Genomic DNA, 12,560 nt, shown 5'->3' with positions numbered 1-12,560 from the left:
CAGCTGGCAGGAGGAACATGTCGAGTATGGCTGCTGGCCAAAGATGAACGCGCGCCAAATGTCGAATGTAGCGTGGGACGTGAACTCCTCCGAGATGCCAATGGACTCCCGCTTTTTGGCCAGTGTCCGGATCACCAAGTGCTTATCGGTCGGACGGTTAGCGTCATGAACTGAAGGGAAAACCAAATGTGAAGTGACTGTTTCCGCGCGGGCCCGAAGGCGCTCCACGGTTTGCCGCGCAAGCATCACAACGTGAGCTTTCCCATTCTTCGACCTCGCTGCGGGCAGCGTCCATGTCCCAGCATCTAGATCAATCTCGGCCCATTCCATGGATGAAACCTCTCCAATCCGGGCAAAAGTCTCTAACTGGATGCGAAGTATCGCGCCATGCTGCCCCAATTGATCGAGGCCTCGTACGTAGTTGCGAAGTTCACGCGTTCCAGGAGTGTGCTGACGGGGGTTACGCTTTGGTAACGTCACAGCCCTTACGGGATTGGGATGATCTGGCGGCAGCCAGGTTCCATCGAGAGTCGAGATCTTGCGCGTTCGCCCGCTAGCCACGTTGAACATGGTAGAGAGAACTGAGCGAACTTTCTCCGCTTCGCGCAAGGCCCCTGCATTGACGATGTTGGACAGGACCGCCTTCGCCACTTCGTGGTCGAACTCCGTCGCAGGTAGACCCTCGTAGAACGGCACAACGAACTTGCCCAAAAGGCGCTCATCCTCCTTGGCTGACGAAGCGGCTTTGGTCACACGCGCATAATCGGTGATGTAACGCTTTATCAGATCGCCCAAAGTCAGGGTACTGGGATAGCTGGAGGTGCCGACGGTTGGGACCTTACCTTCAAACCGTTGAGCCCGTAGCTCCCGCCACGACTCGCGCGCGTCAGCCGTCGACATTGACGGGTAACGGCCAAATTGGAATTCGATCTGTTTCTTGGTGTCAGGGTGCTCATAGCGATAGATCCAGACTTTGCCTGTGCGCTTGCCGTGGCGCATCAACAGACCAGGTCGATCCTTGTCTACGAGTTTGGCGCCAATCGCCAGTTTGCGATACTCTAAATCTGAGACGTCAGTCACGCGTTCACCTGCTGCCAATGCAGCCGCCTTTCTCAGGACCTCGCGCAATTCGCCTCGGACGCCAGTGTCCAGCGCGGCTTGGATGTGACCTGAAGCACGCTCGCGCGCAGATATGTTCTTTTTAGGCATTGCCCGGTTTCCTCAGGAGTTTGGCGATGTGGGGGTCAGCCGCTGCAGCGGCTGGCCTCGCAACAAACCTAAAAGTTCTTCCAGGTTTTTTCCAGATTTCCCTGCATTGCTGTGCCCAAACCTGCGCAAACACGCACTTTGGCACATAGCAAAATCAAATCAGATCACCCCTGATTTTCAGAGGTTTTTGTCATATTTTATTGGTGTTTGGAGTGGTGAGCCGTGCAGGATTCGAACCTGCGACCCACTGATTAAAAGTCAGTTGCTCTACCAACTGAGCTAACGGCCCACTCTTTTGTTAGGATCTTTCGATCCGTGGCGCTCTCTAAGGCATTTTCCCGATTGGGTGCAAGTCCTTATTTCACGCCTCGTTTCGCCTGTAATTTCTTACGTTCCGGCGACCCGATAGGCGGCCTAATTAGGCAGGGGACGCAGGGGGGTCAACCCCTTTTTTCAGGAATCTGCGCGATAGGGTGGATTCATTTCAAAGGCAGGGTTATATGCCCGCCATGCAACGAATACTGACCTCGGGTTTGCCCTTCATGAAGATGCACGGGCTAGGCAATGACTTTGTCATTGTGGATGCGCGTGCGCAAAGCATTGACCTGACACCCGCTCTGGCAAAGGGAATCGGTCACCGTCAGTTCGGAGTCGGGTTCGATCAGCTGGCCGTGATCGAAAACGGTGAATCGGACGCGCATCTGGTGTTCTACAATGCGGATGGATCGACCTCGGCCGCGTGCGGCAATGCCACGCGCTGCATTGCCCGATTCCTGATGGAGGAAACCGGCAAGCCCGAGCTGACCCTGACGACGGAACGCGGCACGCTTTGTGCGCGCGACGCGGGCGACGGGCTGACCTCGGTCAACATGGGCCCACCGCAACTGGAGTGGCACGAGATTCCGCTGGCTGAAGAGGTTGATACGCTGGAACTGCCTATCGAAGGCGTTCCCTCGGCAACCGGAATGGGCAATCCGCACTGCACATTCTTTGTGGACGATGCCGAGGCCATCCCACTGGAAGAATTCGGATCGCGCTACGAATATCACCCGCTTTATCCCGAACGCACGAACGTTCAGGTGGCGCAGATCATCGGCCCCGATCACATCCGTATGCGCGTGTGGGAGCGTGGCGTGGGCATCACGCTGGCCTCGGGCTCGTCTTCGTGTGCCACGGCGGTGGCGGCTGCACGGCGTGGCCTGACCGGGCGCAAAGTGCAGATCGAGCTGGATGGCGGCACGATCTGGATCGACTGGCGCGACGATGGCGTTTGGATGACCGGTCCCACTGCCCATGTCTTCTCAGGTACGCTGACCCCTGAGTTTCTGGGGGCTCTGGGATGAGCGCACCCAAGTTCACCACTCTGGGCTGCCGCCTGAACGCCTACGAGACCGAGGCGATGAAAGAACTGTCGCAACAGGCGGGCCTGTCGAACGCCGTGGTGGTGAACACCTGCGCCGTGACGGCCGAGGCCGTGCGTAAAGCCCGGCAGGAAATCCGCAAGCTGCGTCGCGAGAACCCCGATGCCCGCCTGATCGTGACCGGCTGCGCTGCTCAGACCGAACCCGAAACCTTCGCCAAAATGGACGAGGTCGACGCGGTCATCGGCAATACCGAAAAAATGCAACCCGACACCTGGAAAGGCATGGCCGCCGATTTCATCGGTCAGACCGAGGCGGTACAGGTCGATGACATCATGTCCGTGACCGAGACCGCAGGCCACCTGATCGACGGCTTCGGCACTCGTTCGCGCGCCTATGTGCAGGTTCAGAACGGCTGTGACCACCGCTGCACCTTCTGCATCATCCCCTATGGCCGCGGTAACTCGCGTAGCGTCCCTGCGGGCGTGGTGGTGGACCAAATCAAGCGGCTGGTGGACCGGGGCTATAACGAGGTGGTGCTCACAGGCGTCGACCTGACCTCGTGGGGCGCCGATCTGCCCGCACAGCCCAAGCTGGGCGATCTGGTGATGCGCATCCTCAAGCTGGTGCCGGACCTGCCGCGCCTGCGGATCAGTTCGATCGACTCGATCGAGGTGGATGAAAACCTGATGCAGGCCATTGCGACCGAACCGCGCCTTATGCCCCACCTGCACCTGTCGCTGCAGCATGGCGATGACCTGATCCTGAAACGGATGAAACGCCGCCACCTGCGCGACGACGCCATCCGCTTCACCGAAGAGGCCCGCAAACTGCGCCCAGACATGACCTTTGGCGCGGATATCATCGCAGGCTTCCCCACCGAAACAGACACCCATTTCGAAAACTCGCTGAAACTGGTCACGGATTGTGACCTGACCTGGCTGCATGTCTTCCCCTACTCCAAACGCGAAGGAACGCCCGCGGCCCGCATCCCGCAGCAGATCAACGGCACCATCATCAAAGCCCGCGCCGCGCGCCTGCGCGCTGCCGGAGACGCTCAGGTCGCGAAACACCTGACCGCACAATTGGGCAAAACCCATCACATCCTGATGGAAAACCCACATATGGGTCGCACGGAACAGTTCACCGAAGTCACTTTCGATACGCCCCAACCCGAAGGTCAGATCGTTACCGCCTCGATCACCGATTACACGGACAGCCAACTCAAAGCCTGATCCGTCCTTCATCTGGCTAAAAATATCTCGGGGTTGAATTGGCCGCAGGCCAAGAAGGGGCTGGGCCCTTTATCCCGCCAGAAACAAGAAACCCCCGCAACCGGATGGTGCGGGGGTTTTCAATTTCAGAAATGCAAAAGCCTTAGTGCTGACGCTTGCCTTTGACACCGGCCCACAGGCGCTTGTTCACCAGATACAGCAGCACCGACAGAACCGACAGGAAGATCACGCCGACAAAGCCGGAATACTTCCGCTCCATCATCTTGGGCTCAGCCGTCCACATCAGAAAGGCCGCAATGTCCTCGGACATGGCTTCTACCGTGGCAGGATGGCCATCGGCGAATTCGACCTGATCCTCGGACAGCGGCGGCCCCATCGAGATCCAACCACCGGGGAAGGCTTTGTTCTCGTACAGAATGGTGCCTGCCTCTTCCTTTTCCTCACCAGTATAGCCATCAAGCAGGGACGCGATGTACTCGGCACCACCCATGCCTTTGAAGAACTGGTTGATCCCCAAGCCGTAAGGGCCGTGGAAACCGGCGCGGGCCTTTGCCATAAGGCTCAGGTCCGGTGCGCCAACGCCAGTGTTAGCCGGGAAGTGATCGGTTGGGATCGCAGGACGGAAATCATCCAGTTCCGGATCGAATACTTCGAAATTCTCTGCCGAATAGGCGATGACTTCTTCTTCCGAATATCCCAACGCTTCCAGGTCACGCAGAGGTACATATTGCAGACCGTGGCAAGCCGCACAGACTTCGGTATAGACCTGAAGGCCGCGTTGAAGCTGGTTCTTGTCCCAGGTGCCAAACGGCCCCTCGAATGAAAAGCTGAAGTCCTCGATATGCTGCTCGCCGCCGCCTGCCGCGAAGGACGCAGCAGGGGTGAGGGCCAGAGCAAACGCGGCACCGATTGCAAGTTTCTTGAACATGTTTCCGGTCCCTCTTCTTACTCGGCCGGCGTGGCTTCGGCGTCAGCCTTGCCATAATGCGCGTTGAAGTCTTCTTCGATGGTCTCGGGCTGGGCCAGAGGTTTCTCGATCACACCAAGGATCGGCAGGATCACGAAGAAATAGGCGAACCAGTAAGCCGAGGCGATCAGCGAGAAGGTCGCATAGGGCTCCTCGGCGGGCATCGCACCCAGCCACATCAAGGCAAAGAAATCGACGATCAGCAGGTAGAACCACCATTTGAACATCGGACGGTATTTGCCCGAACGCACGCTGGAAGTGTCCAGCCACGGTGCCAGAGCCATCGCCAGGATCGCACCGAACATCGCAATCACACCAAAGAACTTGGCATCGATGATGCCGCCGGTGATGAAGCTTGCGAACTGAACAACCCAAACTTCACCGGTGAAGGCCCGCAGGATCGCGTAGAACGGCAGGAAGTACCATTCAGGCACGATATGTGCAGGTGTGACCAGCGGGTTGGCTTCGATGTAGTTGTCCGGGTGGCCCAGATAGTTCGGCATGAAGCCCACAACCGCCCAGAACACGACCAGGATCACGGCCAGCGCAAACAGATCCTTGATCACAAAGTAGGGCCAGAAGGGCAGCGTGTCTTTCTCGGCATCGGCTTTCGACGTGCGGCGAACCTCAACACCTGTGGGGTTGTTGTTGCCGGTGGTGTGGAAGGCCCAGATATGCACGATGACCAGCGCCGCAATCACGAACGGCAGCAGATAGTGCAGCGAGAAGAAGCGGTTCAGCGTGGCGTTGTCCACTGCGGGTCCGCCCAGCAACCAGGTCTGGATCGCGTCGCCAACGAAGGGGATCGCACCAAACAGGCCGGTGATCACGGTCGCACCCCAGAAGGACATCTGACCCCAGGGCAGAACATAGCCCATGAAGGCAGTACCCATCATCATCAGGTAGATCAGCATCCCGATGATCCACGTAATCTCACGCGGCGCTTTGTACGAGCCGTAGAACAGGCCACGGAAGATATGGATGTAGACCGCAACAAAGAACAGCGATGCGCCATTCATGTGCAGATAGCGCAGCATATAGCCGCCATTCACGTTGCGCATGATGTGCTCGATGCTGGCAAAGGCCAGATCAACATGCGGGGTGTAGTGCATCACCAGAACGATGCCGGTAATGATCTGCAGTGCGAGACAGAATGTCAGCACGATACCCCAGATCCACATCCAGTTCAGGTTCTTGGGGGTGGGGATCATGAGTGTATCGTACAGCAAGCCGACGATGGGCAGGCGGCTGTTCAGCCACTTTTCGCCGTTTGTCTTCGGCTCGTAATGATCGTGGGGAATTCCGGACATTTGGGTCTCCCTTAGCCGAGTTTGATGGTGCTGTTGTCCGTCCACTCAGCGGGCGGAACAGGCAAGTTTTCAGGCGCAGGGCCCTTACGGATACGACCGGCAAGGTCATAGTGCGAACCGTGGCAAGGGCAGAACCAGCCGCCAAAGTCACCGGCATCGCCCAGCGGCACACAGCCCAGGTGCGTACATACGCCCATCTGAACCAGCCAGGCACCGGGGGCTTCGCCCTCAGGCGAGGGCATGACGCGGTTTTCGTCGGTCGCGGGCGCATCAGCCGGTTGGTTGAAGTTGCGCGCCAGCGGATCGGGCAGCGCATCCAGACCTTCGGCGTCCTGCTCTTTGGCCTCTTGGATCTCGGCACCGGTGCGGTGACGGATAAAGACGGGTTTACCCAGCCATTTCACAGTCAGCTGCGTCCCCGGCTCAACGCCGCTCACGTCCACACGGATTGAGGACAGCGCCTGAACGTCTGCCGAGGGATTCATTTGGTTGATCAGGGGCCATACGGCTGCACCCGTCGCAACGACACCTGCGCCGCCAGCGACGTAGTAGAGGAAATCTCTGCGGGTGCCTTCGTTGTCTTCTGCGTGGGACACGAGGTTTTCTCCGATTCCGGCGCCCGGAGGATACCGGGCAAACATGCATCAGCACCGCATCAAAGCGGCGTCTCATCGCGGCTATCTAGCCGGGAGAAATCGGTTCGTCCAGCGGTCATAGGCGCGCACTACGCCGCATCTGGGCATTCATGTCACTACGTCAGGTACTTTTTTCAAGGTTGGAGCTGATTTTAGCCAAAGGATTCGAGCACCAGGGCCATGTCTCTGCTCAGGTGATTCGCGCTATTAACGGGCAGGCCCACGCGCGAACCGTCAGGTTTTGCAAAGCAGAAACCGAAGAAGCCAAACTTTCAAGAATATTCCCAATTCTTGCCTTATTTTCTTCAACTTCAGCTAAAATCAGAGCGTATAAATTATTGAATTAAAAATAGATATTTCAGAATGACCCCATACGCTCGGAATTTGATTGCACTTGGCACTCGAATGCAAGAAGGCGCGGGTCAGGACAACTTTTAGCAGGACTTTTCCCATGCCGCGGACTTCACGGATCACGCTGCTTTTCGCTTTGTTACTATCGACACAGGCCCTCGCGGCCGGAGATCCAGCCAAGGGCGAGGCGCTTTACAACAGGTGTTCCTCTTGCCACGCGATCATCAAGGATGGTGAGGTTTTGGTGAAAGGAGGAATCACCGGGCCGAATCTTTTTGGTGTTGTCGGGCGCATAGCTGGCACCGAAACCGACTACCTGAATGGCAGCGAACGGCTGCCGATCGGAATGTTCACTGACGACATGATCCTCGCTGGTCAGCAAGGGTTGGTCTGGACCGAGGACAACATCGCCGCTTATTCGAAAGATCCGATTCGCTTTATCAAAGACTATCTCGACGATGAAACAGCCCGTCCCAACATGAGCATAAAGCTGAAAAAAGGGGCTGAGGACATCGCGGCCTACCTGGCGACGTTCAGCGACTGACCCTAGCGCTGACCCCGCATCAGCGCGGTCAGCCTCGAAAGCTCTGAACCGATGCCCTTTGCCACCTGATCCGCTGCAGCCAAGCGCACGGCTTCGGGTTTGTTCTGGTTCAGCTTCCACGTGCCCTGAATATCGTCGACCTGCATCCGGCACGGCACGATCATGCGCATCATCCGGTCCAGTGCATCAGGGGTCATCTTGCCGGTTGTCCAAGCTGGTTTAGGCAACAACCGCTGCTCATAAAAAGCCGACTGGCGGTCCAGAAGATCCCGTAATTCATCATGCGGGCGCAGTTCCAGCTTTCCCGTCAAGTGAACGGCGACATAGTTCCACGTAGGCACCTGATCTTCGACCCCGTACCAATCGGGTGAGACATAGCCGTCCGGACCGGCGACGGCGATTTTCGCGGCGCGCGGGACTGTCAGCGCGCGGAAAATCGGGTTCGACCGCACAAGATGCAATTCAGCGACCCTGCCATCTTTGCTCAACAGGAAAGGCACATGACTGATCAACGGAGCGCCTTCGGTGGACAGCGCCAATAAGCCAAAGGCCCGCGCGCGGGCAAATTCGACGCTTAGGGCCTGATCTTCAGAGCGGAAAGCCGGGTTTGGGTGCATATCAAATCTCCTAACGGAACGCCTTGCAGATTCGCAGCGATCTTGGCAAGGTCCGCGTCGTTCTCAGGGCGGGGTGAAATTCCCCACCGGCGGTATGCGGGCGCTGATCCGTAAGCCCGCGAGCGGCCTCGGTACACGAGGTGACAAGCAGATCTGGTGAGAAGCCAGAGCCGACGGTTACAGTCCGGATGAAAGAGAACGCGCAGCGTGCCCCTCGGCGCGGCTGCTCGTGATCGCCTTGGGTGACGTGTCTGTTTACGTAGGAGATCATGATGACACACACCCGCTATGCTTTCGTCAAAGCCAACTGGCATTCCGATATCGTTGACCGCGCGCTGGAGGGGTTCCAGCAGCTCATCCCGGCCGACCAGATCGACGTCTATGACGTGCCCGGCGCGTTCGAAATGCCCCTGCTGGCCCGCGACCTGGCGCAAACCGGGCGCTATGCGGCCATCGCCTGTGCCGCTTTTGTGGTGGATGGTGGCATCTACCGGCATGATTTCGTGGCGCAGGCCGTGGTCGATGGGTTGATGCGCGCCGGGATGGACACGGGCGTTCCGGTCCTGTCGGTCTCGCTGACCCCGCATCAATATCAGGAAACTGACCACCACAACGCGATCTACCGCGCGCATTTCGTGGAAAAAGGGCGCGAGGCCGCGCAGGCTGCACTCAAAATCACCGAAACCCGCGAAAAAGTTGCGCAGGCGGCCTGATCTTCATCTTTTCGCAAATACTCAAACGCGCTGCCCACAGGGCAGCGCACCCCGCCCCAACCGCAAATCCGCTTGAGGCCAGAGGCTCTCCCCGCTAATCACAACCCTCAAAGGAGCACGCCCCATGTCGATGAACAGTTTCGGACACCTCTTCCGCGTCACCACCTGGGGTGAAAGCCACGGCCCTGCCTTGGGGGCGACGGTGGATGGTTGCCCTCCGGGCGTTGCGATCGACGAGGGTATGATCCAGCATTGGCTGGACAAGCGTAAACCGGGTCAGAACAAATTCACCACTCAGCGGCGCGAACCCGATCAGGTCAAAATCCTGTCCGGCGTGTTCGAGGGGCAGACAACCGGCACGCCCGTTCAGCTTATGATCGAGAACACCGATCAACGCTCGAAAGACTACGGCGATATCATGGACAAGTTCCGTCCGGGCCACGCTGATATCACCTATTGGCAGAAATACGGCATCCGCGACTATCGCGGCGGCGGGCGTAGCTCGGCGCGCGAAACCGCATCTCGTGTTGCCGCTGGAGGATTGGCGCGCGAGGCCATCAAACAGATCGCGCCAAATGTGCAGATCACCGGCTATATGACGCAAGTCGGCCCGCATAAGATCGACCGCGCCAATTTCGACTGGTCGCAGATCGAACAGAACCCGTTCTGGACACCCGACGCCCAAGCCGCTGACGAATGGGCCGCCTATCTGGATGATCTGCGCAAATCCGGCAACTCGGTTGGCGCTGTGGTCGAAGTCGTCGCGCGCGGCGTCCCCGCAGGGATCGGCGCGCCGGTTTACGCCAAGTTAGACACTGATCTGGCCGCAGCGATGATGTCGATCAACGCCGTCAAAGGCGTCGAAATCGGCGAAGGCATGGCCGCCGCAGAACTGACCGGTGAGGCCAACGCCGATGAGATTTTCATGGGTCAGAACGGCCCACAATACAGCTCCAACCACGCGGGCGGTATTCTGGGCGGTATCTCGACCGGACAGGACATCGTCGTGCGGTTTGCAGTCAAGCCGACCTCCTCCATTCTGACGACGCGCAAGACGATCACTAAATCGGGTGAGGAAACCGAGATCATCACCAAAGGTCGCCACGATCCCTGCGTCGGCATCCGCGCCGTCCCGGTGGGTGAGGCGATGATGGCCTGTGTGATCTTTGATCATCTGCTGCTACATCGCGGCCAGATCGGAGAAAACCGTGGACATATCGGCTGACCTGCGCGGCCGCTTGCGCGGCGTCGTCGCGCAGCGCATGGAAACAGACCCGGCCCATGATCTGGCCCATCTGGACCGCGTCTGGGTGAACGCACAGGCCATTTCTGATGACCGGACAGATATGACTGTTCTGCTGGCGGCCAGCTATCTCCACGATCTGGTAAACCTGCCAAAAGATGACCCGGATCGCCATTTGGCTTCACGTAAATCTGCCCTGGAATCAGAGCCTATTCTGGGAGATTTTGGTTATAGCCGCGCCCAGATCGACGCCACCAAACATGCCATTGAGGCACATAGCTATTCGGCAAATATTCCACCCGAAACGCCCGAGGCCCGCATTCTGCGCGACGCCGACAGGCTGGACGCATTGGGCGCCATCGGGATTGCACGGAACTTCTCGGTCTCGGGCGCTTTGGGGCGCACTCTGTACGATGCAGCTGATCCCTTTGCCGCTGATCGCACGCTAGATGATCTGCACTTTTCACTGGACCATTGGAAAGTGAAATTGCTGAACTTGTCCGACGATATGCTCACCGAATCCGGACGGCAGATTGCAAAACGCCGTACCGCGCGGATGATCCGGTTTCTGGAAGACTTCGCCGAAGAAATCGGCAGTGAACTACCCAATACATGGATAAACGGCGAGGCCACCCGTTGATCTTTGCCGACTAAAGGCGCAGGGTTCGGCCCATGGCAAAATCCTTAACATCGCATCGACCCGTCCTGGCGGTGGGTCTGAAGCTGGGCGCTTTGTTCCTGTTCACGGCGATGGCTGCAGTGGTCAAAGCGGTGTCGGATGACTTTCCACCCGGCGAAATCGTGTTCTTCCGATCACTTTTTGCGATACCGGTTGTCGTTGGCTGGCTGCTTTGGCGCGGAGAACTGGCAAAAGGTCTAATCACTAGAAAACCCATGGGGCATTTCTGGCGAGGGGTTCTGGGAACGTCAGCCATGGGACTAACCTTCACCGGACTGGCTTTACTACCCCTGCCTGAGGTTACGGCGATTGGGTATGCCACACCGATCTTCACCCTGATTCTGGCGGCCTTCATGTTGGGCGAACGTATTCGTATGATCCGCATCGGCGCAGTCAGTCTTGGGCTGCTCGGCGTATTGATCATGATCTGGCCCCGGCTGGGCGGCAACAACATGGAAAGCACAGCGGCGATCGGGGCGCTTTGCGTTTTGGTTGCGACGATGGCGCGTGGGTTTGTGCAAATCCACATCCGACAATTGGTGCAGGTCGATCACCCCGCCGCCGTGGCCTTTTACTTTTCACTGACAGCAACCCTTTTATCGTCCTGTACGGCCTTGTGGGGCTGGACGACACCAACCCTTGAACAGACTCTGACACTGGCAGTTATAGGAATAACAGGCGGTGTTGCTCAGATTTTGGTGACCACGTCTTACAAGTTCGCGCAGGCCTCCATGCTGGCGCCTTACGACTATACAACGATGCTGTTTGCCGTGGTTATCGGGTACGTTTGGTTCGACGAACTGCCCACACTCGTCATGTTGATCGGTGCCACTTTGGTAATTGCGGGCAACGTTGTGGTGATCCTACGCGAACGTCAGCTGGGCTTGGAACGCAATAAAGCCCAATCTGCAACCGATCCCAAGACCTGATCTTTACCTTTGCCGAACTTCACCTAGGTTGGGCGCAACAGAATGAAAGGTTCCTCTCATGAGTGACGCGCAGGATCACAAGGAAAAGATGCAAAAGGTGCAGGCCCAGCACCGCAAGAAAGTATCCGAGGCCGTAGACCCGGATCGCGGGTTAGTCTTGATCAACACAGGCAAGGGCAAAGGCAAATCCTCGGCTGCGTTTGGTGTGGTGATCCGGGCGCTTGGCTGGGGTCAGAAAGTGGCCGTGGTGCAGTTCATCAAGGGCAAGTGGAAAACGGGCGAGCGCCGCTTTTTCGAAGAGCGCGATCTGGTCACCTGGCACACGATGGGCGAGGGTTTTACCTGGGACACGCAAGACCGCGAGCGTGACATCGCCGCCGCCAACGCGGCCTTTGACAAAGCGCGGGCGTTGATGGCCAGTGGCGAATACGACCTTGTGGTGCTGGACGAGATCAACATCGCCCTGCGCTATGAATATCTGACGGTGGATCAGGTGATTGATGGTCTGAACGAACGGGCAGTCAACACTGGCGTGTTCCTGACGGGCCGCGACGCGCCGCAAGCCCTGCGAGACTATGCCGATCTGGTCACGGAAATGACCGAAGAAAAACACCCGTTTCAAGCTGGCATCAAAGCCCAGCGCGGCGTGGACTATTAAACTTTGGGATGACAGAGCGCCCCCGATCATAAGTCAAGGGCGCTCTGATCCTATCATCAATCATGATGGTCTTGTGATCCGTGCCTTCAGCAGCCAGCCCGTTCATGAT

13 protein-coding genes, 1 tRNA gene and 1 riboswitch are annotated in these 12,560 nt (G+C 58.0%); of the genes, 8 read left to right on the top strand and 6 right to left on the bottom strand.

All coding sequences use genetic code 11. The features are described 5' to 3' along the window. The coding region (locus tag AC2TAD_RS21955) for a tyrosine-type recombinase/integrase (RefSeq protein WP_480870628.1) at positions 1-1,209 on the bottom strand (1,209 nt) is incomplete at its 3' end. Between the two features lie 213 nt (positions 1,210-1,422). Next, positions 1,423-1,498 (bottom strand) — tRNA-Lys (locus AC2TAD_RS21950). Positions 1,499-1,709: 211 nt separating this feature from the next. On the opposite strand from AC2TAD_RS21950, the gene dapF reads away from it, so the two are divergent. Continuing rightward, positions 1,710-2,552 carry a diaminopimelate epimerase gene (gene dapF / locus AC2TAD_RS21945; RefSeq protein WP_480870625.1) on the top strand — a complete coding sequence of 281 codons (843 nt, stop codon included), beginning with the start codon at positions 1,710-1,712 and terminating at the stop codon, positions 2,550-2,552. Then, positions 2,549-3,805 carry a tRNA (N(6)-L-threonylcarbamoyladenosine(37)-C(2))-methylthiotransferase MtaB gene (mtaB, locus tag AC2TAD_RS21940; protein ID WP_170355727.1) on the top strand — a complete coding sequence of 419 codons (1,257 nt, stop codon included), beginning with the start codon at positions 2,549-2,551 and terminating at the stop codon, positions 3,803-3,805. The genes dapF and mtaB overlap by 4 nt, the downstream gene beginning before the upstream one ends. Before the next feature lie 142 nt (positions 3,806-3,947). On the opposite strand, the gene AC2TAD_RS21935 is transcribed toward mtaB, so the two are convergent. The 3 genes from AC2TAD_RS21935 to petA are packed head-to-tail and all read right to left on the bottom strand — an operon-like array spanning position 3,948 to position 6,678. Then, positions 3,948-4,733, bottom strand: a complete 786-nt coding sequence (locus tag AC2TAD_RS21935) for a cytochrome c1 (RefSeq protein ID WP_170755130.1) — start codon at positions 4,731-4,733, stop codon at positions 3,948-3,950. Between the two features lie 17 nt (positions 4,734-4,750). Continuing rightward, positions 4,751-6,082, bottom strand: a complete 1,332-nt coding sequence (gene petB / locus AC2TAD_RS21930; RefSeq protein WP_170355725.1) for a cytochrome b — start codon at positions 6,080-6,082, stop codon at positions 4,751-4,753. Positions 6,083-6,093: 11 nt separating this feature from the next. Beyond that, a complete protein-coding gene (gene petA, locus AC2TAD_RS21925; protein WP_170355724.1) occupies positions 6,094-6,678 on the bottom strand; it encodes a ubiquinol-cytochrome c reductase iron-sulfur subunit in 585 nt (194 codons plus the stop codon). Between the two features lie 490 nt (positions 6,679-7,168). On the opposite strand from petA, the gene AC2TAD_RS21920 reads away from it, so the two are divergent. Beyond that, positions 7,169-7,612 carry a c-type cytochrome gene (locus AC2TAD_RS21920; RefSeq protein ID WP_480870620.1) on the top strand — a complete coding sequence of 148 codons (444 nt, stop codon included), beginning with the start codon at positions 7,169-7,171 and terminating at the stop codon, positions 7,610-7,612. 2 nt (positions 7,613-7,614) lie between these two features. On the opposite strand, the gene AC2TAD_RS21915 is transcribed toward AC2TAD_RS21920, so the two are convergent. After that, positions 7,615-8,229 carry an FMN-binding negative transcriptional regulator gene (locus AC2TAD_RS21915; RefSeq protein WP_480870618.1) on the bottom strand — a complete coding sequence of 205 codons (615 nt, stop codon included), beginning with the start codon at positions 8,227-8,229 and terminating at the stop codon, positions 7,615-7,617. Positions 8,230-8,284: 55 nt separating this feature from the next. Continuing rightward, positions 8,285-8,433, top strand: a riboswitch (FMN riboswitch). Positions 8,434-8,501: 68 nt separating this feature from the next. On the opposite strand from AC2TAD_RS21915, the gene AC2TAD_RS21910 reads away from it, so the two are divergent. The 5 genes from AC2TAD_RS21910 (at position 8,502) to cobO (ending at position 12,451) form a co-directional block, all read left to right on the top strand. Next, complete coding sequence (locus AC2TAD_RS21910) at positions 8,502-8,942, top strand: 6,7-dimethyl-8-ribityllumazine synthase (RefSeq protein ID WP_480870615.1); 441 nt, start codon at positions 8,502-8,504, stop codon at positions 8,940-8,942. A gap of 124 nt (positions 8,943-9,066) precedes the next feature. Beyond that, the gene (gene aroC, locus AC2TAD_RS21905; RefSeq protein ID WP_480870613.1) at positions 9,067-10,167 is read left to right on the top strand and encodes a chorismate synthase; all 1,101 of its coding nucleotides are present in this window, start codon (positions 9,067-9,069) and stop codon (positions 10,165-10,167) included. After that, positions 10,151-10,825 carry an HD domain-containing protein gene (locus AC2TAD_RS21900; RefSeq protein WP_170755124.1) on the top strand — a complete coding sequence of 225 codons (675 nt, stop codon included), beginning with the start codon at positions 10,151-10,153 and terminating at the stop codon, positions 10,823-10,825. Before aroC ends, AC2TAD_RS21900 begins: the two co-directional genes overlap by 17 nt. 32 nt (positions 10,826-10,857) lie before the next feature. Further along, positions 10,858-11,793 (top strand): DMT family transporter, encoded by a 936-nt coding sequence (locus AC2TAD_RS21895; protein WP_480870611.1) that lies wholly within the window; start codon positions 10,858-10,860, stop codon positions 11,791-11,793. Between the two features lie 58 nt (positions 11,794-11,851). Then, on the top strand, positions 11,852-12,451 hold the full coding sequence (gene cobO, locus AC2TAD_RS21890; protein WP_480870609.1) for a cob(I)yrinic acid a,c-diamide adenosyltransferase: 600 nt from the start codon (positions 11,852-11,854) through the stop codon (positions 12,449-12,451). The last annotated feature ends 109 nt before the right edge of the window (positions 12,452-12,560 follow it).

It is taken from the genome of Ruegeria sp. HKCCD7628 (genome assembly GCF_057221005.1).
The sequence above is the reverse complement of the archived record's forward strand: the minus strand, read 5'-3'. Positions and strand labels throughout refer to the sequence as shown.

Coding starts and splice junctions, on each gene's coding strand:
- dapF (WP_480870625.1), top strand. CDS start 1,710: ATGCCCGCCATGCAACGAATACTGACCTCGGGTTTGCCCTTCATGAAG.
- mtaB (WP_170355727.1), top strand. CDS start 2,549: ATGAGCGCACCCAAGTTCACCACTCTGGGCTGCCGCCTGAACGCCTAC.
- AC2TAD_RS21935 (WP_170755130.1), bottom strand. CDS start 4,733: ATGTTCAAGAAACTTGCAATCGGTGCCGCGTTTGCTCTGGCCCTCACC.
- petB (WP_170355725.1), bottom strand. CDS start 6,082: ATGTCCGGAATTCCCCACGATCATTACGAGCCGAAGACAAACGGCGAA.
- AC2TAD_RS21920 (WP_480870620.1), top strand. CDS start 7,169: ATGCCGCGGACTTCACGGATCACGCTGCTTTTCGCTTTGTTACTATCG.
- AC2TAD_RS21915 (WP_480870618.1), bottom strand. CDS start 8,229: ATGCACCCAAACCCGGCTTTCCGCTCTGAAGATCAGGCCCTAAGCGTC.
- AC2TAD_RS21910 (WP_480870615.1), top strand. CDS start 8,502: ATGACACACACCCGCTATGCTTTCGTCAAAGCCAACTGGCATTCCGAT.
- aroC (WP_480870613.1), top strand. CDS start 9,067: ATGTCGATGAACAGTTTCGGACACCTCTTCCGCGTCACCACCTGGGGT.
- AC2TAD_RS21895 (WP_480870611.1), top strand. CDS start 10,858: ATGGCAAAATCCTTAACATCGCATCGACCCGTCCTGGCGGTGGGTCTG.
- cobO (WP_480870609.1), top strand. CDS start 11,852: ATGAGTGACGCGCAGGATCACAAGGAAAAGATGCAAAAGGTGCAGGCC.